Source organism: Geomesophilobacter sediminis, from assembly GCF_016458275.1.
In the GTDB taxonomy this organism is placed as follows: Bacteria; Desulfobacterota; Desulfuromonadia; order Geobacterales; family Geobacteraceae; genus Geomesophilobacter; species Geomesophilobacter sediminis.
The window spans coordinates 1-23,525 of the sequence record NZ_JAEMHM010000006.1; the positions used below are offsets into that span (position 1 = coordinate 1).

At 62.5% G+C, this 23,525-nt stretch carries 18 protein-coding genes; 13 read left to right on the plus strand and 5 right to left on the minus strand.

Annotated elements, in window-relative coordinates; genetic code table 11:
• Positions 1 to 155: 155 nt before the first annotated feature.
• From argF to ybgC, 12 genes are all read left to right on the plus strand, one after another.
• Positions 156 to 1,067, plus strand: a complete 912-nt coding sequence (gene argF / locus JFN93_RS08030) for an ornithine carbamoyltransferase (protein ID WP_199383546.1) — start codon at positions 156 to 158, stop codon at positions 1,065 to 1,067.
• A gap of 225 nt (positions 1,068 to 1,292) precedes the next feature.
• Entirely contained in the window at positions 1,293 to 2,507 is a 1,215-nt protein-coding gene (locus JFN93_RS08035) for an argininosuccinate synthase (protein ID WP_199383547.1), read from the plus strand.
• Between the two features lie 152 nt (positions 2,508 to 2,659).
• Positions 2,660 to 3,109: an NUDIX domain-containing protein gene (locus JFN93_RS08040; protein WP_199383792.1), complete on the plus strand. Its 450-nt coding sequence runs from the start codon at positions 2,660 to 2,662 to the stop codon at positions 3,107 to 3,109.
• 42 nt (positions 3,110 to 3,151) lie between these two features.
• Positions 3,152 to 4,297: a hypothetical protein gene (locus JFN93_RS08045; RefSeq protein ID WP_199383548.1), complete on the plus strand. Its 1,146-nt coding sequence runs from the start codon at positions 3,152 to 3,154 to the stop codon at positions 4,295 to 4,297.
• Positions 4,298 to 4,449: 152 nt separating this feature from the next.
• A complete protein-coding gene (argH, locus tag JFN93_RS08050) occupies positions 4,450 to 5,826 on the plus strand; it encodes an argininosuccinate lyase (RefSeq protein WP_199383549.1) in 1,377 nt (458 codons plus the stop codon).
• Between the two features lie 3 nt (positions 5,827 to 5,829).
• A complete protein-coding gene (lptM, locus tag JFN93_RS08055; RefSeq protein WP_199383550.1) occupies positions 5,830 to 6,585 on the plus strand; it encodes an LPS translocon maturation chaperone LptM in 756 nt (251 codons plus the stop codon).
• 75 nt (positions 6,586 to 6,660) lie between these two features.
• On the plus strand, positions 6,661 to 6,948 hold the full coding sequence (gene gatC, locus JFN93_RS08060) for an Asp-tRNA(Asn)/Glu-tRNA(Gln) amidotransferase subunit GatC (protein WP_199383551.1): 288 nt from the start codon (positions 6,661 to 6,663) through the stop codon (positions 6,946 to 6,948).
• An 89-nt stretch (positions 6,949 to 7,037) separates the two neighbouring features.
• The gene (gene gatA / locus JFN93_RS08065) at positions 7,038 to 8,495 is read left to right on the plus strand and encodes an Asp-tRNA(Asn)/Glu-tRNA(Gln) amidotransferase subunit GatA (RefSeq protein ID WP_199383552.1); all 1,458 of its coding nucleotides are present in this window, start codon (positions 7,038 to 7,040) and stop codon (positions 8,493 to 8,495) included.
• A gap of 142 nt (positions 8,496 to 8,637) precedes the next feature.
• On the plus strand, positions 8,638 to 10,080 hold the full coding sequence (gatB, locus tag JFN93_RS08070; protein ID WP_199383553.1) for an Asp-tRNA(Asn)/Glu-tRNA(Gln) amidotransferase subunit GatB: 1,443 nt from the start codon (positions 8,638 to 8,640) through the stop codon (positions 10,078 to 10,080).
• 132 nt (positions 10,081 to 10,212) lie between these two features.
• Positions 10,213 to 11,253 carry an S-methyl-5-thioribose-1-phosphate isomerase gene (gene mtnA / locus JFN93_RS08075; protein ID WP_199383554.1) on the plus strand — a complete coding sequence of 347 codons (1,041 nt, stop codon included), beginning with the start codon at positions 10,213 to 10,215 and terminating at the stop codon, positions 11,251 to 11,253.
• A complete protein-coding gene (gene glnE / locus JFN93_RS08080; RefSeq protein ID WP_199383555.1) occupies positions 11,250 to 14,408 on the plus strand; it encodes a bifunctional [glutamate--ammonia ligase]-adenylyl-L-tyrosine phosphorylase/[glutamate--ammonia-ligase] adenylyltransferase in 3,159 nt (1,052 codons plus the stop codon). The genes mtnA and glnE overlap by 4 nt, the downstream gene beginning before the upstream one ends.
• Positions 14,408 to 14,788, plus strand: coding sequence for a tol-pal system-associated acyl-CoA thioesterase (ybgC, locus tag JFN93_RS08085; protein ID WP_199383556.1), 381 nt, complete (start codon positions 14,408 to 14,410; stop codon positions 14,786 to 14,788). Before glnE ends, ybgC begins: the two co-directional genes overlap by 1 nt.
• Here ybgC and lspA read toward each other — a convergent pair.
• Both lspA and ileS read right to left on the minus strand, forming a co-directional pair.
• Complete coding sequence (gene lspA, locus JFN93_RS08090; RefSeq protein ID WP_199383557.1) at positions 14,785 to 15,267, minus strand: signal peptidase II; 483 nt, start codon at positions 15,265 to 15,267, stop codon at positions 14,785 to 14,787. The two genes, ybgC and lspA, sit on opposite strands and share 4 nt — an antisense overlap.
• 211 nt (positions 15,268 to 15,478) lie before the next feature.
• Complete coding sequence (gene ileS / locus JFN93_RS08095) at positions 15,479 to 18,244, minus strand: isoleucine--tRNA ligase (RefSeq protein ID WP_199383558.1); 2,766 nt, start codon at positions 18,242 to 18,244, stop codon at positions 15,479 to 15,481.
• A 292-nt stretch (positions 18,245 to 18,536) separates the two neighbouring features.
• Between ileS and JFN93_RS08100 the strand changes: the two genes are divergently transcribed.
• Complete coding sequence (locus JFN93_RS08100) at positions 18,537 to 20,357, plus strand: KUP/HAK/KT family potassium transporter (protein ID WP_199383559.1); 1,821 nt, start codon at positions 18,537 to 18,539, stop codon at positions 20,355 to 20,357.
• A 105-nt stretch (positions 20,358 to 20,462) separates the two neighbouring features.
• Here the strand turns inward: JFN93_RS08100 and JFN93_RS08105 are convergent, their stop codons facing one another.
• From JFN93_RS08105 to JFN93_RS08115, 3 genes are all read right to left on the minus strand, one after another.
• Positions 20,463 to 20,984 carry a hypothetical protein gene (locus tag JFN93_RS08105; RefSeq protein ID WP_199383560.1) on the minus strand — a complete coding sequence of 174 codons (522 nt, stop codon included), beginning with the start codon at positions 20,982 to 20,984 and terminating at the stop codon, positions 20,463 to 20,465.
• A complete protein-coding gene (locus tag JFN93_RS08110) occupies positions 20,981 to 22,309 on the minus strand; it encodes a GGDEF domain-containing protein (protein WP_199383561.1) in 1,329 nt (442 codons plus the stop codon). Before JFN93_RS08110 ends, JFN93_RS08105 begins: the two co-directional genes overlap by 4 nt.
• Before the next feature lie 74 nt (positions 22,310 to 22,383).
• The gene (locus JFN93_RS08115; protein WP_199383562.1) at positions 22,384 to 23,283 is read right to left on the minus strand and encodes a response regulator; all 900 of its coding nucleotides are present in this window, start codon (positions 23,281 to 23,283) and stop codon (positions 22,384 to 22,386) included.
• Positions 23,284 to 23,525: the final 242 nt, after the last annotated feature.

Genomic DNA, 23,525 nt, shown 5'->3' on the forward strand with positions numbered 1-23,525 from the left:
TCAAAGCGAGATCGAAAAGAAACACCCGCTTAAGAAACAAGCGACGTAAAGCAAAAACCTAACCGGACAACGCTGGGGCCGGGGGGGATTTGCCTTTAGGTATCGATTTACGGCGTCACTGAGCGCCGCTTATTACGAACGGAAACGAGAGTCCCATGAAGAAGCATTTCCTCGCGCTGCACGATTTTTCCAAGGCCGAACTGGACGCGATGTTCGCGCTGACCGCCGAGCTGAAGCAGAAGCAGAAAAACGGTGTGGAACACCACCTGCTCAAGGGCAAAGCCCTGGCCATGATCTTCGAGAAATCGTCGACGAGGACGAGGATCTCCTTCGAGGTCGGGATGTTCCAGCTGGGCGGACATCCCCTTTTCATTTCCAACCGTGACTCCCAGATGGGTCGCGGCGAGCCGATCAAGGACACCGCCCGCGTCATGGCGCGCTACTGCGACGGGGTCATGATCCGGACCTTCGGCCAGGAGATCGTCGAGGAATTCGCGCAGTACTCCGACGTCCCGGTCATCAACGGACTCACCGACCTCTTCCACCCCTGCCAGATCATGGCTGACCTCTTCACCGTGATCGAGCACAAGGGCGGTTACCAGGGGCTCAAGTACGCCTGGATCGGCGACGGCAACAACATGGCCAACACCTGGATCGAAGCAGCTGCCATCTTCGGTTTCGACCTCACCCTGGCCTGCCCGGAAGGGTACGATCCGGACGCCAAGGTGCTGGAGTGGGCGCGGGCCAACGGTACGTCCCGCATCGAGGTGGTCCGCGACCCGAAGGTCGCTGCCGCCGGCGCCGATGTCCTCAACACCGACGTCTGGGCCAGCATGGGGCAGGAGCAGGAGCAGAAGACCCGGGAAAAGGCTTTCGCCGGCTACCAGCTCGACCAGCAGCTGCTGAACCTTGCGAATCCCGATGCCGTCGTGCTGCACTGCCTCCCCGCGCACCGCGGCGAAGAGATCTCCGACGAGGTCATCGAAGGGCCGAACTCCGTCGTCTGGGACGAGGCCGAAAATCGCCTCCACATCCAGAAGGCGATCATGGCCACGTTGATGAAGTAGCTTTGTCCATCACCTCGTTGGAAAACCCCCTCTCCTTCAAGGAGAGGGCCGGGGTGAGGATGGGGGTAAGTCGTTATTTTCGAAGAACCCCATCCCCCACCTGTCCTCCCCCTTGAAGGGGGAGGGACGTCCTACAGAAGATTGACACTAATGGAATAACAAAAGACTTAGATCTGCCGGCCCTGTCACATGAGCCGGCAAGCGTCATTACCAAAAGGAGACTCCATGGCCAAGAAAGAAGTGAAAAAGATCGTACTCGCCTACTCGGGCGGGTTGGACACCTCCATCATCCTCAAGTGGCTCAAAAACGAGTACGGGTGTGAGGTTGTCACCTTCTCCGCGGACCTGGGCCAGGGTGACGAACTCGACCCGATCCGTGAAAAGGCCTTCGCCACCGGCGCCGACAAGGTTTACATCGACGATCTCAAAGAAGAATTCGTGCGCGACTTCGTCTTCCCGATGTTCCGCGCCAACGCGATCTACGAGGGGCACTACCTCCTCGGCACCTCGATCGCCCGTCCGCTGATCGCCAAGCGCCAGATGGAGATCGCCGCCATCGAAGGGTGCGACGCGGTCTCCCACGGCGCCACCGGCAAAGGGAACGACCAGGTCCGCTTCGAGCTCGCCTACTATCACTTCAACCCGGCCATCACCGTCGTCGCTCCCTGGAGGGAGTGGAAGCTGAACAGCCGCCAGGCGCTGATCAACTACGCCAAGAGAAACGACATCCCGATCCCGATCACCAAGAAGCGCCCCTGGTCTTCCGACCGCAACCTGCTCCACATCTCCTTCGAGGGGGGCATCCTGGAAGACACCTGGATGGAAGCTCCGGAAAACATGTACGTCCTGACCAAATCTCCGGAAAAGGCTCCCAACAAGCCGCAGTACATCGAGATCGAGTTCGAGCAGGGTAATGCCGTTGCCGTCGACGGCGTCCGCATGTCCCCGGCGCAGCTGTTGGCCCACCTGAACACCGTAGGCGGCGAGCACGGCATCGGCCGCGTCGACCTTCTCGAAAACCGCTCGGTCGGCATGAAGTCCCGCGGCGTCTATGAGACCCCGGGTGGCACCATCCTGCGCGAGGCCCACATGGCGGTCGAGCAGATCACCATGGACCGCGAAGTCATGCACCTGCGCGACTCCCTCATCCCGCGCTACGCCGAGATGATCTACAACGGCTACTGGTTCTCGCCGGAGCGCGACATGATGCAGGCGATGATCGACGAGTCCCAGAAGACCGTCAACGGCGTCGCCCGTCTCAAGCTTTACAAGGGGCACGCCCGCACCGTCGGCCGCAAGTCCGAGTCGAACTCCCTGTTCAACCTCGACTTCGCGACCTTCGAGAAGGACCAGGTTTACAACCAGGCCGACGCCGAAGGGTTCATCAAGCTGAACTCGCTGCGTCTGCGTATCCGGTCCCTGATGCAGAACAAGAAGTAATTCCTTGGAAGGGGACTGGCTCCGCCAGGTGCCTGTCCCCTTCGTTAGGCCTAACCCCTCCCGCAAGAGGAGGGGATAAAACTGTTGAGCACGAACACCTTCAACGGGTGAGGAGGTTGTAGGGGCACGTTCGCGTGCCCCTACACGCATTTATGTCGAGCGCATCCTTCAAAGCACCGCACATCGTCACCTCGGTCGTCGCCGTCATCGTCGACGAGGAGGAGCAGGTGCTCCTTACCAAGCGCAGCGTTCCGCCGTTTCTGGGGGAATGGGTGATGCCGGGGGGGAAGATCGACCTGGGTGAGTCGATCGTGGAAGCCCTTGAGCGCGAGGTCCTGGAAGAGGTCGGGCTGGCGGTCCAGGTAGGGCGGCTGATCGACGTCTTCGAGCACGTAACGCCGGGCACCGACAACTACCACTTCATCATCATCTACTATCTCTGCACCCCGCTGCACTGCGACCTCAACCACAACCGGGACGAGGTCGACGAGGCGCGCTGGGTGCCGCGCAACGAGCTGTGGAACTACAAGATGCCCGCGGGTGCCCGTTTCATTCTGGGGAAGGTATTTCCCGAGCTGTCGGAATGTAACACCAAGGAATAGCCGCCGACCTTACCACACAGTCCAGCCGTACGGGTGAACGCCATGGTCAAGATCCTCGACAAACGCCTGCATCTCGACTTTCCGCTCGGCTATCACCTGCACTGTTTGATCGCCCAGATCCCCAATGTCCTCAAGCGCTCCGAGCGCTTCTTTACCTTGGGGAATCCGGAAGAGAAGTGGCGCCAGGTCAAGGCAACCCTGGAGATGGTGGCGACCGGCGCCCCGCTGCGCCGGCTCCATTTCCTGATGCTCCCGGAAAGCTCCGTTCCGATGGAGCGTTTCGATGAGATGCTCTCCTACATCGAGCAGAACTTCCGCAACAACACGGTGACCATGTTCGGGGTGGAGCACGTCCCCCTGAGCGAATACCGGAAGCTGCTGCAGCGGTTTTCCGCCGACAACCCGGAAGCGCTCGCCCTGGTGGAGACGGACATCGCTTCGGGAGAAATCCTGGGGATGCCGGTCAACTGGTGCTGCATTGCGGTGAAGGAGACCAACGGCAAGTTCCGGGTCTTTCTCGAGGCGAAGACCCACCCCTTTCGCGGGGAGGAGTTCCTCGACAAGGACCACGATCTGTACCGCGGGCGGCACTTCTACATGTTCAAGGGAGAGCCGGCCTGCTTCAATTTCATGACCCTGATCTGCCTGGATTATCTCTACCGGGATCTCTACTGTTCCAACATCAGGCAGATCGTGGATCACGCGAACCACCTCTACTTCACCAAGAGGCGGTTCCTCGATGCGCTGTTCGTGATCCAATGCAACCCGAAGCCCGAGCACCGCACCTACCGCGAGGTGCTCAGTGGCTTCTACGGGGAGTATCTGGAGGATACGCCGGGGGTGCGGGACACGGTGACCGTCTTTGGCAACTGTTCCAACGAGACGGAGATCGAAGGGGTGGAGAGCCACGACGGCTACGGCGTTTCGTTCGTGGCGATCAGTGCGCGGCACAAGATGGCGCGGGTGCGGGAGCAGGAATTCTCCACCGACGATTTCGACGGCGCCCCCATCTGCCGGCTCCGTTTCGGCACCGGGACGAGGCTCTACTTCTTCAACCTCCCCCTGCACCACGAGCTCGATCCGAGGAGTTCCCGCGTCCCGCTGAAACTGCATGCGGTGATGCAATGGAAAGAGCCGGGCAGCTGGGTCCGGACCGGCGAGGAGAAGGCGTACGAGCACCTGATTTAAGCGGGGCTTAACGGCAAATCCCCCCCAAGCCCCCCTTCGCAAAGGGGGGAGACTAAGGATTAATCGCGCCCGCAAGGGCGCTCCCACGGGGAATGGCTGCTTCATCTGCCAAGCCGCCCTCCCTGAAATATCGACAAGATCGGAGATTCAAGATGTCCAAGGACAAGCTGTGGGGCGGCCGCTTCACTCAACCCACCGACAAATTCGTGGAGGAGTTCACCGCCTCCATCAACTTCGACAAACGCCTCTACAGCCAGGATATCCGCGGCTCGATCGCGCATGCCACCATGCTGGGACGCCAGGGGATCATCCCCACCGAGGACGTCACCGCGATCGTCGGCGGTCTGAAGGAAATCCTGCGCCAGATCGAGGCGGGCGAGTTCGATTTCTCGGTCGCCCTTGAAGACATCCACATGAACATCGAGGCGCGTCTTTCCGCGAAGATCGGCGAGGCGGGCAAGCGCCTGCACACCGGCCGTTCCCGCAACGACCAGGTCGCCCTCGACATCCGCCTTTACCTGCGTGACGAGCTCCAGGAGATCGCCGAGTACCTCGACCGCCTCATCGACTCGCTCCTCTTCCAGGCCGAAGAGAACCTCGACGTCATGATGCCCGGCTTCACCCACCTGCAGACCGCCCAGCCGATCCTCTTCGCCCATCATATGCTCGCCTACGTCGAGATGCTCAAGCGCGACAAGGGGCGGATGCTCGACTGCTACAAGCGGACCAATGTCCTGCCGCTGGGCGCCGGGGCGCTGGCCGGGACCACCTTCCCGATCGACCGCGAGTACGTCGCCGAGCTCCTCGATTTCCCCGAGGTGACCCGCAACTCGCTCGACTCGGTCTCCGACCGCGATTTCGGGCTGGAGTTCTGCTCCGCCGCCTCGATCCTCATGATGCACCTCTCCCGTTTCTCGGAGGAGCTCATTCTCTGGTCCACCAGCGAATTCAAGTTCGTCGACCTCTCCGACGGCTTCTGCACCGGATCCTCGATCATGCCGCAGAAGAAGAACCCGGACGTCCCGGAACTGGTGCGCGGCAAGACCGGCCGGGTCTACGGCAACCTGATCGCCCTCCTCACCGTGATGAAGTCCCTGCCGCTTGCCTACAACAAGGACATGCAGGAGGACAAGGAGCCCCTTTTCGACACCATCGACACCGTCAAAGGCTCGCTCAAGATCTTCGCCGACATGATCCGCGAGATGAAGGTGCGCCCCGAGCGGATGCTGGAGGCGGCCGGCGCCGGCTTCTCCACCGCGACCGACGTCGCCGACTACCTGGTCCGCAAGGGGATGCCGTTCCGCGACGCCCACGAGGTGGTCGGGAAGGCGGTCCGCTACTGCGTCGACAACGACATGGACATCCCGGAGCTCTCCCTCGCCGAGTGGCAGCTCTTCTCCCTCATGATCGACGCCGACATCTTCGACGCGATCACCGTCGAGGCCTCGGTCAACGCCCGCAAGGCGACCGGCGGCACCGCCAAGGAGCGGGTGAAGGCCGAGATAGCACGCGCCCGGGCGGAGCAGTAGTCCTTGCGGCGGCTCTCGCTCCTCCTCATCTGCCTCCTCCTTGCCGCGTGCGGGAAGAAAGGGCCGCTGATCCCTCCGGAGGGGTTCGCCCCGGCAGCGGTGTCCAACCTGAAGGCGGAACAGAAGGGGACCACCTTCGAGCTGACCTGGTCTGCACCGGGTAAGGTCGAGGGGGGAACGCCGCTTCCCTACCGGGACCTCGCCGGGTTTGTCCTGCTGCGGCACGTGGTCCTTCCCCCGGCGGAAGAGTGCGACGAGTGCCGCAATGCCTATGCCGAGCTCAAGCACGTCGACGTGGACTTCCTGCGCGAAGTCCGCATCGTCGACGGCCTGTTCCTCACCGATGACCCGTTCCTTAAGGAAGGGGAGACCTACCAATACAAGGTCATCGCCATCAAGCGGGACGGCACCCGGAGCAAGGACTCGAACAAACCGCGCCGCAAGTTCGTGACCCCGCCCCCCACTCCGACGTTGCAGGTTGTTCCCTCCACCACCGCGATCGACCTGGAAATCACCGCCGCGCCGCCGGCCAAGGGCACCTTCCTCGGGTACAACCTCTACCGCTGGAAGAAGGGGGAGCCGGAGCCGATCCGGCCCCTGAACGGGGCCCCGCTCAAGGAGAAGGCCTACCACGACCAGCTCCTGCTGCCGGAAGTGACCTACCGTTACAAGGTCAGGACCGCGGCCGTGGTCGACGGTGAAAATATCGAGAGCGCCGGCTCCAATGTGGTGGAAGCGGCGCTCGTTCAGCCGGACTAGCGCCGCCTTGCGCTGGTCCCTACTTTCATGATAAGTATCGACTTTCAGCCCTAACTTTTAATACCAGGAGCAGTCATGAAGATCACGAGAGCCGAGGTAGAGCACGTGGCGCGGCTCGCCCGCCTTGAGTTGTCCGAGCCCGAGCTCGACACCTTCACCAGCCAGATGGACTCCATTCTCGCCTACGTTGAAAAGCTCAACGGCCTCAACACCGACGACATCGTTCCGACCTCGCATGCGGTGCCGATGGAAAACGCTTTCCGTGCCGACCAGCCGAAGGGTTCGCTGCCAGTGGAAGAGGCGACCGCCAACGCACCGGAGCACGCCGAGAGCTTCTTCCGCGTGCCGAAGGTGATCGAGTAAGAAGTTTTGTCCCATCGGGGCCGACCGATCGGTCCGATCCGACAGGACGACAAATATTGTTGGAATTTCGCCAACCCGGAGACCGGTACATGGAATTACACGAACTTACCCTCAACGAGCTGCACGGAAAACTCAAGCAGAAGGAGATCTCCTCGGTCGAGGCGACCAAGGCGCTCCTGGCGCGGATCGACGCCGTCGACCCCCGCGTCAACGCTTACATCACCGTCCGGCACGACGGCGCCCTGAAAGCGGCGGCCGACGCCGACGCACGGATCGCCCGCGGCGAGATCGCTCCGCTCACCGGGATCCCGGTCGGGCTCAAGGACATCTTCGTGACCAAGGGGGTCAAGACCACCTGCGGTTCCAAGATCCTGGAAAATTTCGTTCCTCCCTATGACGGCACCGCCGTTGCCAAGCTGAAGGCGCAAGGCGCGGTCCTGCTCGGCAAGCTCAACCAGGACGAATTCGCCATGGGCTCCTCCTCCGAGTCGAGCTACTTCGGCACCACCAAGAATCCCTGGGATCTCGAGTGCACCCCGGGCGGCTCCTCCGGCGGCTCCGCGGCGGCCATCGCCGCCCAGACCGCGACCGCAACGCTCGGGACCGATACCGGCGGCTCCATCCGCCAACCGGCGTCCCACTGCAGCTGCGTCGGCCTCAAGCCGACCTACGGCAGGGTTTCCCGCTACGGGGTCATCGCCTATGCCTCATCGCTGGACCAGGTCGGTCCGGTCACCCGCGACGTCACCGACGCCGCCATCATGCTGGGTGCCGTCGCCGGTTACGACCCGATGGATTCCACCTCGGTCGAGACCCCGGTCCCCGATTACCTCGCCTCCCTGGAGCAAGGGGTCAAGGGGCTCAAGATCGGCCTTCCCAAGGAATACTTCATCGAAGGACTCGACCCGGACGTGAAGAAGGCGATGGACGAGGCGATTGCGACTTACCGCGCGCTGGGCGCCGAGATCAAGGAAGTGAGCCTTCCCCACACCGAGTACGCCGTCGCGACCTACTACCTTGTCGCCACCGCCGAGGCGAGCTCCAACCTCGCCCGCTACGACGGGGTCCGCTTCGGGCACCGGACCGCGGAAGCCAAGGGACTCATCGACATGTTCGCCAAGAGCCGCGCCGAAGGGTTCGGCGCCGAGGTGAAGCGCCGCATCATGCTCGGGACCTACGCCCTTTCTTCCGGCTACTACGACGCCTACTACCTCAAGGCGCAGAAGGTGCGTACCCTGATCCGCCAGGACTTCACCAATGCCCTCTCCGAGGTGGACGTCCTTTTGACCCCGGTCGCTCCGACCCCGGCGTTCAAGCTGGGCGAGAAGGTTGCCGACCCGCTGCAGATGTACCTTTCCGACATCTTCACCATCCCGGTCAACCTCGCCGGCACCTGCGGGATCTCGCTCCCGGCCGGTTTCTCCGCGGCCGGTCTCCCGATCGGGGTGCAGCTGATCGGCCGCCCCTTCGGCGAGGACGCCATCCTGCAGGCGGCACGCGCCTTCGAACGCGAGACCGAGTGGCACAAGCGCAAGGCGGCGCTGTAAGCAACCACCTTTTACCTCCCTCTTCCTCCGGGAGAGGGTCGGGGTGAGGGATGCCTTTTCTGAACGGCACCCCCCTCGCCCGGCCTCCGGCCACCCTCTCCCCATCGGAGAGGGGTGATGAAATCATCCGAATGGAGTGCATATGAAATATCAGGTCGTTATCGGGCTCGAGGTTCACACCCAGCTCACCACCGCTACCAAGATCTTCTGCGGCTGCTCGACCCGCTTCGGTGCTCAGCCCAACTCGCAAACCTGCCCGGTCTGCCTCGGCTTCCCGGGTGCGCTGCCGGTTTTGAACCAGAAAGTCGTCGAATACGCGATCCGCGCCGGCCTTGCCACCAACTGCACCATCGCCGAGCGCTCGGTCTTTGCCCGTAAGAACTACTTCTACCCGGACCTTCCCAAGGGATACCAGATCAGCCAGTTCGACCTCCCGATCTGCGTGAACGGCCATCTCGACATCGACCTGGAGGGGGGGGGCACCAAGCGGATCGGGATCACCCGTATCCATATGGAAGAGGACGCCGGCAAGCTGGTGCACGCCGACATCCCCGGGGTCGGCGACGACTCCTGCGTCGACCTGAACCGCGCCTGTACTCCCCTTCTGGAGGTCGTCTCCGAGCCGGACATGCGCTCGCCGGACGAGGCAATCGCCTACCTGAAAAAACTGCATCAGATTGTGGTTTACCTCGGGATCTGCGACGGCAACCTGGAGGAGGGGAGCTTCCGCTGCGATGCCAACGTCTCGCTCATGCCGGTCGGCTCCAATGTCTTCGGGACCCGCGCCGAGCTGAAGAACATCAACTCCTTCCGCTTCATCAAGCAGGCGATCGAGTACGAGATCGAGCGCCAGGCCGAGATCCTCGACGAGGGGGGGCGCGTCATCCAGGAGACCCGCCTTTTCGACCCGAGCACCGGCACCACCCGCTCCATGCGCGGCAAGGAAGAGGCGCACGACTACCGCTACTTCCCGGACCCGGACCTGGTCCCGGTCATCGTTTCCCCCTCCTGGGTGGACGAGGTGCGTCAGTCGCTTCCCGAGCTTCCCGATGCCAAGCGCGAGCGCTTCGTGAAGGAAATGGGGCTTCCGGAGTACGACGCCGAGATCCTCACCTCGACCCGTGAGCTTGCCGAATACTTCGACGCCACGGTGGCGCTCTTCCCGCAGGCGAAGACGGTTTCCAACTGGGTGATGGGCGAAGTGAGCCGTGCCTTGAACGAAGACGGCAAGAACGTCACCGAATGCCCGGTCACCCCGGAGCTTCTCGCCGCGCTTTTGAAGCTGATCGAAAAAGGGACCATTTCCGGCAAGATCGCCAAGACCGTCTTCGACGAGATGTACAAGACCGGCAAGGAACCGGAAAAGATCGTCGAGGAGAAGGGGCTGGTGCAGGTTTCCGACACCGGCGCCATCGAGGCGATCATCGACGAGATCCTGGCCCGCGAAGCGGGGCAGGTGGCCGAGTACCGCAGCGGCAAGGATAAGCTCTTCGGCTTCTTCGTCGGCCAGGTGATGCGGGCATCCAAAGGTAAGGCGAACCCTGCGGTGGTCAACGACCTGCTGCTCAAAAAGCTCGCGCCGTAAGGCGCGGTTCAACGTTCAACGTTCAACGTTCGAGGTTCGAGGTTTGAGGTGGTTTCAAGCAGTAAGAAAGGGTTTTCGACTCTCAACGTAGAACGTTGAACGTTGAACCGGTTTTGCCGTTGGGAGGTGGCAATGTCTTTCAGAACGATCGAGTGGCGTGACAACAAGGTAATCATGATCGACCAGACCCGGCTCCCCGCCGAGGAGGTCTACCTAACCTACGAGGACTACCAGGGGGTCGCCGAAGCGATCCGCGGCATGGTGGTGCGCGGGGCTCCGGCCATCGGCGTCGCCGCCGCCATGGGGGTCGCCCTCGGGGCGCGCGAAATCATCGCCGACACCTTCGACTCCTTTTACCGGCAGCTCGAGAACGTCTGCGAGGTAATCGGCCGCACCCGGCCTACGGCGGTCAACCTCTTCTGGGCCATCGAGCGGATGAAACGGGTCGCCCAGAAGCACCGGGAGCTCAACCTTCCTTCGATCCGCGAACTCCTCAAGGCGGAAGCGATCGCCATCGAGACCGAGGACCTCGCCATCTGCAAGGAGATCGGCCGTAACGGTGCCGCCCTCATCAAGGAAGGGTCCACCATCCTCACCCACTGCAATGCCGGCGGCCTGGCTACCGCGGGGTACGGCACGGCACTCGGCGTGATCCGCGCCGCCCACGAGGCGGGCAAGGGGATCCGCGTCATCGCCGACGAGACCCGCCCCTGGCTGCAGGGGGCCCGGCTCACCGCGTGGGAGCTCATGAAGGATTCCATCCCGGTCACCCTCATCTCCGACAACATGGCCGGCTGGCTGATGCGCAAGGGAGAGATCCAGTGCTGCGTCGTCGGCGCGGACCGGATCGCCGCCAACGGCGACACCGCCAACAAGATCGGTACCTACAGCGTTGCGGTCCTCGCCAAGGAGAACCGCATCCCCTTCTACGTGGCCGCCCCCATCTCCACCCTCGATCTCTCGCTCAAAAGCGGCGATCAGATTCCCATCGAAGAGCGCCCCTCCACCGAGGTCACCGCCATCCAGGGGGTACCGATCGCCCCGGAAGGAGTCAAGGTCCGCAACCCCGCTTTCGACGTCACCCCGGCCAAGTACATCACCGCTATCATCACCGAGCGTGGGGTCGTCCGCGGGGATTACGAAGAGGGGCTGGCGGCCCTGGTTCGGCCATGACCCGCGCCGCGGAATTCAGGCAGGGGGTCGTTTCCTGCCTGGAAGGAAGCAGCGCGGACTTGGCGGGCTTCCTGGAGGGTGCCGGTTTCAGCTACGGCGCCCGTTCCGCCGAAAACCTGCGCCTGCTCGGCCAGATCCTGCCGGCCGACCTGGTAGGTGAAGTGGCCGCGGCGGCCCTCGCCACCCCCATTCCCGACATGGCCCTGAACGGGCTGGAGCGGCTCAGCATGATCGCTCCCGACGATTTCGTCCAGATCTGCACCCGTCGCGCCTTTCTGGCCCAACTCGTCAACATCTGCGGTTCCTCCCCCTTTCTCACCAATATCATCTGCCGTGATCCCTCGTACGTGCGCCGTCTCTTCATCGACCGCGAGATCATGGCCGGACGCAGCGAAAGCGAAATGCTTGCCGCGCTGCGCTCCCGGCTTCCCGAGGGATGCAGCTACCAGGATCTCTTCGCCCACCTGCGCCGCTTCAAGTACGTCGAGATGCTCCGCATCGCTGCGCGCGACTTGAACGGGCTCGCCCCGCTGGAAGAGGTCACCGGCGAACTCTCATCCCTGGCCGCCGCCTCCCTCCAGATCGCCTACGAGGCCGCCAAGCGCGAACTGATCGCGGAACATGGCCTGCCGATGACGATGGGCCCCAACGGCCCGATGGAAGCGGATCTGACCATCATGGGGATGGGGAAGCTGGGCGGCCGCGAGCTTAACTTCTCCTCCGATATCGACCTGGTCTACTTCTACACCTCCAGCAAGGGGGAGACCGACGGGATCGACGACGGCAAAGGGGGGCGGAAGGGGAAGGTCTCCCTGCACGCCTTCTTTGTGAAACTTGCCGAGATGATCAACCGGGCGATATCGCAGGTGACCGGGGACGGTTTCGTCTTCCGGGTCGACATGGGCCTGCGCCCCGACGGCAAGGCGGGGGACCTCGCCTGCTCGATCCGTTCCGCCGAGGTCTACTACGAGTCGTGGGGGCAGTCCTGGGAACGCGCCGCCATGATGAAGGGACGCCCGGTAGCCGGCGACCTGCAGCTCGGCGAGGACCTGCTCGAGGCGATCGAACCCTTCATCTACCGCCGCTACCTCGATTACAACCTGATCGAGGACATGATGTCGATGAAGCTCAAGATCGACGCCTCGCTGCAGCGCCTTCAGGAAGGGGAGATCAACATCAAGCTCGGCCGCGGCGGCATCCGCGAAATCGAGTTCTTCATCCAGACCCTCCAGCTCGTCTACGCCGGGAAGAACCCGAAACTGAGGGAGCGCAATTCACTCTGGGCGCTCGCCATCCTGCGCGATTCCCGGATCGTCCGCGAGTCCGACTGCTCCGCCCTGACCGAGGCGTATATCTTCCTGCGCACCGTGGAGCACCGGATCCAGGTAGTGCAGGAGCGGCAGACCCACAACCTCCCCAAGAAAGAGGACGAGATGCTGGCCCTGGCCCGTCGCTGCGGCTTCTTGCGCCCGGACGGCCTGGAGAAATTCAAGGAGACCCTGGAACGGCACCGCCAGGCGGTTTCCGCCATCTACGGCGACCTTTTCCTCTCCCGTGACGAGCGGATCAAGGAGGAAGTGCTCCCCGAGGTCTATTTCTTCTTCGACGAGAATGCCGATCCCGATCTGATCAAGGACCTATTGGCCGAGCGCGGCATCGAGAACCCCGACCTCGCCTACCAGAGCCTCCTGGTGCTGCGGGAGGGGCCGGCGCGGCTCAACCTCACCGAGCGGGGGCGCCGAACCCTGGAGAAGATCGCGCCGCTCTTCCTGCAGGAGGTCTTCGCCGCCCCGGACCCTGACCTCGCCCTGGCCAACCTGGAGCGTTTCCTGACCGCACTGCGCACCCGCGCCTCGATCTACGCCCTTTTGGCGGAGAACCGCGACATCCTCAAGCTCCTCACCTCGCTGTTCGGGATGTCCGAGTTCCTTTCCAAGATCTTCATCGGGCATCCGGAACTGCTCGACAGCATGATCACCCGCGGCTACGCCTACCTGACCAAGGAGCGGGCCGCGATGGCGAGCGAGCTGAACAAGCTTCTGACCCAGGCGGGGGATTTCGAGGGGCAGCTCGATGCCATGCGCCGCTACCGGCACGAAGAGTTCCTCCGGATCGGGATGAACGACATCTACGGCAAGATGGGGCAGCCCGAGGTGGCCCACCAGCTGACCGACCTGGCCGACGTCTGCCTGGCGGCGGCGTGCCGGATGGCGACGCAGGAACTGGTCCGCTTCGGCCGCCCCGCTTACGTCGCCGAAGACGGAACCGTCGGCGAGGCCTCCCTCGCCATCCTGGCGATGGGGAAAATGGGCGGTTACGAGCTCAACTACCACTCCGACCTCGACATCATCTACATCTTCGACCACCAGGGGATGACCGACGGGGAAAAGAGCATCACCAACCGCGAGTACTTCGCCAAGCTGGGCCAGAAGATCATCCTGATCCTCACCACCCTGACCCGCGAAGGCTACGTCTACAAGATCGACACCCGCCTGCGCCCCTCGGGGAACGCGGGTCCGCTGGTCACCTCGCTGGAATCCTTCATCAGCTACCACGACACCGAAGCCCAGATCTGGGAACGCCAGGCCCTCACCAAGGCGCGGGTTTCGCTGGGGAGCACGGCACTCAAAGCGGAGATCGAAAAGGTCATCGAACGGACCGCCTACGGTACCGGCGCCGACGAGACGGTGCGCAGCGAGATCCACCGGCTGCGGATGCGGATGGAAAACGAGCTCGCCAAGGAAAGCAGTGGCAGCTACAACATCAAGACCGGCCGGGGCGGGATGGTCGACGTCGAGTTCGTGGTGCAGTTCCTCCAGTTGAAATACGGGGTGGACCATCCGTCGGTCCGCACCTGCAACACGCTGGCCGCCCTCGAGGCGATGCGGGACGCCGAGATCCTTGCCCAGGATGATTACCTGGCGCTTGCCGAGGGATACCGCTTCCTGCGCCGCCTGGAGAACCGGCTGCGCATCATCCACGACTATTCCATGAACGATCTGGGGGGGCCGCGGAAATACCTCAACAAACTGGCGCGGCGCCTGGGGTACGATCCCAAGCTCAAGAATCCGGGCGAAGTCCTGATGGAAGATTACGAGCGAATGACGACCCAGGTGCGCGAGGTCTACGGCAGGATATTAGGGGGAGTGAGCTGATGGAGGTCCGGATTTACTACGAGGACACCGATGCCGGGGGGGTGGTCTACCACGCCAACTATCTGCGCTATTTCGAGCGGGCCCGGACCGAATATCTGCGGGGGAAAGGGCTTTCGGTCGAGCAGATGCATAACGACGGGATCATCTTCCCGGTCGTGGCGCTGGAGATCGCGTACCGTTCGCCGGCGCGCCTGGACGACCTGCTCGTCATCGAGACCGAGCCGGTGTCGGCGAAGAACACCTCGTTCGTGTTGAACCAGAAGGCGCGGCGCAAGGAGGACGGGAAACTGTTGGCCGAGGCGCTGGTGACGCTGGCGTGTGTGGGGGAAGGGATGAAGGCCCGGCGCATGCCGGAGGAAGTGCGGGCGCTTTTTCCTTAGGCCTTCGTGCGGCGTTCCTCGACCAGCATGTCGAGGGCGAGCAGGGCCACCCCGACGCAGATGGCGGAGTCGGCGACGTTGAAGGCGGGCCAGTAGTGCTCGTACCAGTGGAAGTAGAGAAAGTCGATCACCTCGCCCAGCCGGACCCGGTCGATGAGGTTCCCCAGGGCGCCGGAGAAGATGAGGGAGAGGGACCAGGCGGCGAGCTTCTGATCTTCGCGCAGCTTGTTGATGATGGTGAAGATCACGCAGACCGCGACCGCCGAGACCAGGATGAAGAAGGGGAGGCGAAAGGCGGAGGTGGCGAGGATGCCGAAAGCCGCTCCCTTGTTCCTGAGATAGGTGATGTTGAAGAAGTTCTCGACGACGGTGATGGAGCTGTGCAGCGCCATGGAGCGGTCGACGTAGATCTTGGTCGCCTGGTCCAGCAAAAGGACCAGGGCGGTGACCCCGAAGAGGATTTGGAATCTAGCTTTCATAGGGAAAGTCCAGTCAGAAGACAGTGATCAGTAGTCAGTAGTCAAAAAGACCCGGTTTGTATGAGCAGGGGCGCAGCATGCTGCGCCCCTTTGTCGTAGTGCTCCCCCCTTTGAAAAAGGGGGGCCGGGGGGGATTTGCCTTTAAAATCAAATCCCCCTAAATCCCCCTTTTTCAAAGGGGGACTTAAGACCCTGCCTTAGGTAGAGAGGCCTACTGCACCGCCTCGGTGCATTTCGGGCAGATGGTCGGGTGGTCGGAGGCGGTGCCAAGCTCCTCGCTGTAGCACCAGCAGCGTTCGCACTTCTCACCCGGAGCCGCGGTGACGGCAACCTCGACCTCTTCGCCTTGGTAGGCGCCATCGCCCAGGGTACCGGTAAGCTCCGCCTTGGATACGATGAAGATCCCGGCCAGCTCGTTCGCCATCTCCTTCAGGAGCTCGCCGGTCTCGCCTTCGGCCTTGATGGCGACCGCGGCATCGAGGGAATGCCCGATCACCTTCGCCGCGCGGGCCAGCTCGAGTGCCTTGGACACGTCGCCGCGCACCTTGACGATCTTTTCCCAGCGCTTCGCCAGCGCCTCGTCCTTGACTTCCGGCTGGAGTTTGGGGAAAAGCCCCAGGTGGACGCTCTCCTCGCGCTCGCCCGGCATCGCCTTCCATACGTCTTCGGCGGTGAAGGAGAGGACCGGCGCCAGGATGCGGACCAGGGTGTCGAGCACGGTGTACATGACGGTCTGGCCGCTTCTGCGCGATTTGGAGCCCTTCTTGCTGGTGTAGACGCGGTCCTTGAGGATGTCGAGGTAGAACGCGCTCATCTCCACGGTGCAGAAGCCGTTCACCGCATGATAGAGGATGTGGAACTCGCACTCGTCGTAGGAGGCAAGGACCTTTTCCTTCAAGAGTTCGAGCTGGTGCAGCGCCCAGCGGTCGATCTCGGGGAGCTCGACATAAGGCACCAGGTCGGTCGCGGGGTTGAAGTCGTTGATGTTCCCCAGGATGTAGCGGCAGGTGTTCCGGATCCGGCGGTACGCCTCGGAGAGCCGGGTCAGGATCTCCTGGGAGATGCGGAGATCGTCGCGGTAGTCCTGTGCGGCGACCCACAGGCGCAAGACGTCGGCGCCGAACTTCTTGACCACGTCCTCGGGGGCGACCACGTTGCCCACCGACTTGCTCATCTTGCGGCCGCTGCCGTCGACGACGAAGCCGTGGGTGAGGACGCTCTTGTAGGGAGCCTTGCCGCGGGTCCCGACGCTCGCCAGAAGCGAGGAGTGGAACCAGCCGCGGTGCTGGTCGCTCCCTTCGAGGTACATGTCGGCCGGGGTTCCCAGGTAGGGACGGTGCTCGCAGACGGCGGCAAAGGAGACGCCGGAGTCGAACCAGACGTCCAGGATGTCCATTTCCTTCTCGAACTCGCTCTTGCCGCACTTGGGGCAGGTGGTCCCGGCGGGGAGGAACTTGGCAGCTTCCCAGTCGTACCAGATGTCGGAGCTGTGCTCCTTGAAGAGGTCGGCGACGTGGTGCATCACCTTGGCGTCGGCCATGACCTCGCCGCAGCTGGAGCAGTAGAAGGCGGTGATGGGGACGCCCCAGGAACGCTGGCGCGAAACACACCAGTCGGGACGGTTCTCGATCATGCCGTAGATCCGCTCACGCCCCCATTTCGGGATCCAGTTCACGTTGTTGATCTCGGCCAGCGCCTTGTCGCGCAGGTCGTTCTTCTGCATGGAGATGAACCACTGCTCGGTGGCTCGGAAGATGATCGGCTTCTTGCAACGCCAGCAGTGCGGGTAGGAGTGGCTGATGTTGGCGGAGGCCAGCAGCGCGCCCACTTCGGTCAGCTTCTCGATCACGTTCTTGTTGGCGTCGAAGACGAACTGCCCCCCGAAGAACTCGATGTTCTCGAAGAAACGGCCGCGGTTGTCGACCGGGTTGTAGATCTCGAGCCCTTCGCGCAGGCCGAGCTCGTAGTCCTCCTGGCCGTGGCCGGGAGCGGTGTGGACCGCGCCGGTACCGGCATCGAGGGTGACGTGCTCGCCGAGCAGGATGACGGAGTCGCGGTCGTAGAAGGGGTGCCGCAGGAGCTTGCGCTCGAGCTTGGTCGCCTTGAAGGTGGCCTTCACTTCGCCTTCCGCGCCGATCGCCTTGAGGAAGCTATCCTTGAGCCCTTCGGCCACGATCAGGATCTCTCCGTTCACCTCGACGGCGACGTAATCGAGTTCCGGGTGCAGCGCGACGGCGAGGTTCGCCGGCAGGGTCCACGGGGTGGTGGTCCAGATGACGACCGAAGCCTTCTTGCCGGCGATCTCGGGGATCACGGCGCCCGGGTCTTCCTTGAAGGCGAACTTCACGAACACCGACGGGGAGACGTGGTCGGCGTACTCGACTTCGGCCTCTGCAAGCGCGGTGCCGCAGGAAGAGCACCAGTGGACCGGCTTTTTCCCTTTGTAGAGACCGCCGTTTTCGGCGAAGCGGGCCAGCTCCTCGGCGATGATCCCCTCGTAGCTGCTGTGCAGGGTGAGGTACGGATTGTCCCACTCGCCGAGCACCCCGAGGCGCTCGAATTCGGCACGCTGGATCGCGACGAACTTCTGGGCGTATTCCCGGCACAGTTTGCGCATCTCCAGTTTGGATATCTCGTGTTTCTTGGAACCGAGGTTCTTCTCGACCTGGAGCTCGATGGGGAGACCGTGGCAGTCCCACCCCGGGACGTACGGAGCGTGGAACCCGTTCATCCGCTTGCTCTTGAGGACGATGTCCTTGAGGATCTTGTTGAGTGCGTGGCCGATATGGATGTGGCCGTTGGCGTACGGAGGGCCGTCGTGCAGGAGGTAGCGCGGTCGGTCGGCACCGGCCGCCTCGGTCTTGGCGTACAGTCCTTCATCCTCCCACCGCTTCAGGAGTTCCGGCTCCCGCTGCGGGAGGTTACCTTTCATCGGGAATGCTGTTTCAGGAAGGTTGAGGGTATCTTTATAATCCATTGCTGCGGCCTCCGGCTTTTAAACAAGGCAACCCGCACGTAACCTGCACGAAATAAAAGCACTATCGGCGCTGGGGCCCGATCGTTCCGGCCCGGTTTCTGAGCCGATACTCATCGGGCTGCTGCGTGCTCTTTCTGGCGGGAGCCTTTCTGTCAAAAATCACGTGTGAAAAACGATTTAAGCTACAAGGAATGAACCTTGATGTCAAGATGAAACGGGTATTTCCAGTTGTATTGTCCGAAGGCAAGTGCTATAAATCGCGCTTGCTTAACTCCGGAGGTGTAATCAGCGCATGACGAGCAAACAGACGGAATCCTACTGGGGCGGTATCGTCAAATCGATGGGGCTGGTTTTCGGCGACATCGGCACCAGCCCGATCTATACCCTTACCGTTATCTTCGGCCTTACCAAGCCGACACCGGACAACGTCTTCGGTATCCTCTCCCTCATCGTCTGGACCCTGGTCATCCTGGTCACCGTGGAGTACGCCTGGCTCGCGATGAGCCTGGGGCGGAAAGGGGAGGGGGGGACCATCGTGCTCAAGGAGATCCTGGTCCGCATCCTCAAGGGGGGGCGCTACCTCGGTCTGGTGAGCTTTCTTTCCTTCGTCGGCGTGTCGCTGCTGCTGGGCGACGGCGTCATCACCCCCGCCATCAGTATCCTCTCCGCCGTCGAGGGCCTGGTGCTGATCCCGTCGCTTGCGGGACTGAGCCAGGGGACCCTGATCGCCATCGCGTCGGTCATCGCGGTGGTCCTCTTCATCTTCCAGTACAAGGGAACCGACAAGGTTGCCGGGCTGTTCGGCCCGCTCATGGTGGTCTGGTTCCTGGCGCTCACCCTTTCCGGGGTCATCTCCATCGCGGGATTCCCGGGGGTGGTCAAGGCGGCGAGCCCCTGGTATGCGGTGAAATTCTTCCTCAACAACGGGCTTTCCGGTTTCTTCGTCCTCTCCGAGGTCATCCTCTGCGCGACCGGGGGCGAGGCGCTCTACGCCGACATGGGGCACCTCGGACGACGGCCGATCATCCGTGCCTGGTACTTCGTCTTCGTCGCCCTGATCGTGAACTACCTGGGTCAGGGGGCCTTTCTCCTATCCCACCCCAGCGCCAAGAACATCCTCTTCGAGATGGTGCAGGGGCAGTCGGCGATGCTGTACATCCCCTTCCTGGTCCTGACCATCTTCGCCACCATCATCGCCTCCCAGGCCCTGATCAGCGGGGTCTTCTCCATCGTCTACCAGGGGATCACCACCCGGATCATGCCGCTCATGAAGGTGGACTACACCTCGAGCCACCTGAAGTCCCAGATCTACATCGGGTCGGTGAACTGGCTCCTGATGATTTTGGTCCTCTTCATCATGCTGTTGTTCAAGAAGTCGGAGAACCTGGCCGCGGCCTACGGTCTCGCGGTTACCGGCACCATGGCCATCACCGGGATCATGATGACGGTCATCTTCGCCCACACCAAGAAGAAGTGGAAGGTCCCCATCGCGGTGCTGGTGACCATTGCCGACTTCATCTTCCTGCTCGCCAACCTGAACAAGCTGCCGCACGGCGGCTACTGGTCCCTGATCCTCGCCGGGGTTCCCTTCGCCACCATCCTGATCTGGACCAAGGGGCAGCGCGCCCTTTACATGGCGCTGCGTCCGCTGGACGTGGACACCTTCCTCCTCTCCTACGAGCAGATCTATGCCAAGGGGAGGCTGATCCCGGGGACCGGGCTCTTCTTCACCCGCGAATGGAACGTGATTCCCCCCTACGTGATCCACTGCATCGTGCGCAGCAACATCATCTACGAGCGGAATATCTTCATTTCCATCGTGCGTACCGACGAGCCGTTCGGAGTGACTTCCAAGCTGACTACGGGATTGGGGAGCGGGCTGGAGGCGTTCGAGATCAACGCCGGTTACATGGAGGTGATCGACATCGAGGGGCTGCTGAAGAAACACGGCATCGCCGAGAAGGTCATCTTCTACGGGGTCGAGGACATCCAGACCAACAACCCGATCTGGCGCATCTTCTCGGTCATCAAGAAGCTCACGCCGAACTTCGTGCAGTTCAACAAGCTCCCCGCCTCCAAGCTCCAAGGAGTGCTCACCAGGGTGGAAATGTAAAGAACCGGGGCTGGGGATGGGGGGCTAGGGGCTAGGGAAAACCTTTTCGGTTTTGCCTTTGCCAGCCCCTAGTCCCCAACCCCTAGCCCCGGTTTTCACACCCTTCTACTTGCTTTTCCTCTCCAACTCCAGATCGAGATGCTTCAGCTGATCGATCTGCCGCCGCAGTTCCTCATTTTCCTTCCCCAGCGTCTCGTTGCTTCGATTGAGGGTCTCGTTCGCCCGGCTCAAGGAGCGGTTGCTTCCTTTCAGGCTCCGATTCTGCCTCCGCAGCTCATCCGCCCCACCGATCAGCTCCAAAAGCGGCTGCGCCTGCACGGTCCAGTTGCTGGCCGGAAAATCCTTTTTCAAGCGCCGCAAGAGATGCTCGGACGGCGCCAGCTCCGCCGGTTTCAGGTTCAAAAGGGCCAGGCGAAAGAGTGCCTCGTCGGTTATCCCCTTAACCGGGGGGGATTCGACGATCGTGGTCAGAATCACCTTGGCCCGCGCGGTCTCCCCTTGCCGGATCAGGGCTACCGCCGCTTCAAGTTGCCGGGGATGCGGCGGCGCCGGACGGCCGGGACGGCCTGGTGTCGCGCACCCGCCCAGGGCCAGGGTGAGCGCCAGGATGACGAAGGTTCTCTTCATTGCGCCGGATACCTCCTGATCAAGTAGCTGCTTCCGGCAGCCTCTTTGACTTCATCTTTGAGTTCGGCGGTGACTCGGGCCAGTTCCACGGCGGTGGAAAAGGCGCCGCTTCCGCAAATCACCACCGCGATCGAGACGCTGACGATGGGGAAGAAGCGGTGCACGCCGTAGCGGTCGACCCCCGCGATACCGCCGGCGGCCAGGTCCTCGGGGCTGTAGTGCCGGGCGATCTCGGCGTCCAGGGTGCGCAGCAGCTCCTGGCACATCGGTTCGACACCTTCCTCGGGTACGATCATGACAAAATCGTCCCCGCCGATGTGCCCGACAAAGCCGTCATCCCCTACCCGGCGTTTGGTCTCCTGGTAGATCGTGTCGCCGGTTACCCGGATCAGATCGCTCCCTTTGGAATAACCGTAATGGTCGCCGTAGGGCTTGAAGTTGTCGAGGTCGGCATAGCAGAAGGCAAAGGGCGCGCCGGCTTGGAGGCGCTGCTCCAGTTCCCGCTCGATGGCGGCGTTGCCGGGAAGACGGGTCAACGGACTTGCGTCCAGGTTCGCCCGCTCCAATTCCTTGAGCCGCTGCGCCATGGCGACGAAATCGGCGGCAAGGTCGCCGACCTCGTCGCCGGGGGGGATGCGGGGATCGAAGTCGAAGTCGCCCTGGGCGATGCGATGGGTCGCCCGCTGCAGCTTGCGGATGGCGCGGGAGATCCGGTAGATGAAGACGGCGGCGACCAAAAGCGCGAGCACGAATCCGGACAGGGAGATCAATACCGTCCCGCGCGCGGTGAGGCGGCGCTCTCCCTCGGCTTGGGCGACCTTCTCCTGGAGCCGGTTTTGCCGCTCGTTGCTTACCCGGTCAACCGCATCGATCAGCCGCAACGCGAGGGGGCGCAACTTTGCCGCATCGCTGCTCTTTCCGGAAAACAAGTCGTCGGCGGCACCGTCGTAGGCGCGGTAGAGCTGCTCGAGGTAGGCCCCGTCGTTGTGCAACCCTTTCTCTTTGAGCTCCTGCAACAGCTTGAGCGACTCTTTTTGCCGCTCGTTGAACAGGCCTTGGAACTCGCGGCTGCGCAGAATGGCGTAGCGGCCGGCATACCCCTCCTGAGCGAGAACGGCGGCGCGCAGCTTGATCAGGTTCCCGATGACCGGGACGTCGACTTGCGCAATGTTGCGGGCGGTACGGTTGAGGGAGAAAAGGCCGAGCAGGGAAAGGAGGAGCGCAGCAAGAGTGAAGAACGCCATTGCGGCGTAGCTGAGGACGAGCTTTTGGGCGATGGAGAACCGGGGGACAGGCTTCCGCCCGGGATCGGCATTTTTATCCATGCCTTATAGTAGGGGGGCCGCAAGGACAAGTCAATGTCTGCGGCACGATCCTTTCTAATTAATTGTGGAAGGAGTTAACTGCCACCCTTCTTGGAAGTGAGATGCGTCTTGTAGGTGGAAATGGCGCCCGACTGGTTGACCATCTGGGTAAAGAGGCCGCGGTAATTTTTCTCGCTCTCCCTCAGCGCCATTTCATCCTGGATTCGATCGGTTACGTCCGCCCCGGAGAAGAGGACGCCGGTGACCCGTCCGGTATGATCCTGGATGGCTCCGCTGCGGATCTCGAGGATCCGGATCTCGCCGCTTTTGGTGACCACCTTCTGGACCAACTGTTCCCGTCGTCCCTGGTTTCCGTAAAAGGCCTGGAACAGTATCTGCCGGGCCTCGGCACGGTATTCCTGGTCCAGAAAATCGTCGAACCAGTTCCGCCCCAGGATCTCGCTCTCGGGGTAGCCCAGGATCTCGCTCCCTTTCCGGTTGACCTGGGTGATGGCGCCGGCCTCGTTCAGGGCGATCAGCAGCACTCCGGCCACGTCCAGGCAAAGCTTGGCGCGGTTTCGCTCCAGCTGCAGCTCTTCCACGCGCTGGTTCAGCGCACTCTGCAGCTCGACGACGCGCAGTCCGACCTGGAGGCGGGCACGCAGTTCTTCCGCCTGGAACGGCTTGGTAACGTAGTCGTTGGCGCCAGCTTCCAGCGCGGTGACGATGTCGCGGGTATTGTCGCGGCAGGTGAGGAAGAGGACGTAAGGAGGGACGGGCGTTTTCTTTTCCCGCAGGCGCCGGCAGATCTCGAGACCGTCGAGCCCCGGCATCATCCAGTCCAGAAGGACCAGCATCGGGGCATCTTCGCCCTGCAGCTTGTCCCACGCTTCGTTGCCGTCGGCGGCGGTTACCACCTCGTAGCCCCAGGTAACGAGCATGTTGAGAATGACCGTGCGGATTCCGGCGTTGTCCTCGGCAATCAGTATCTTCATTGTGCGCCCCGTCGTTTTCCCCAATGAGAGGGAAACGCCCGTAAAAAAGATCGGTCCGGCGGTGCCCCGGTGTGAAACCCCGGCCTGAATTCGGCATGATAATACGTGTTTTATTGCCGCATTTCAACAATAGAGTCGGGGTTCGGGGGCTTGGGGCTTGGCACAGCCGGTGCCGGCGTCGCGGAGCGCTCGTCGCAGGGAGGTTCCCCGTGCCCGCCACCGATCCGCTAACCTGCAAATGA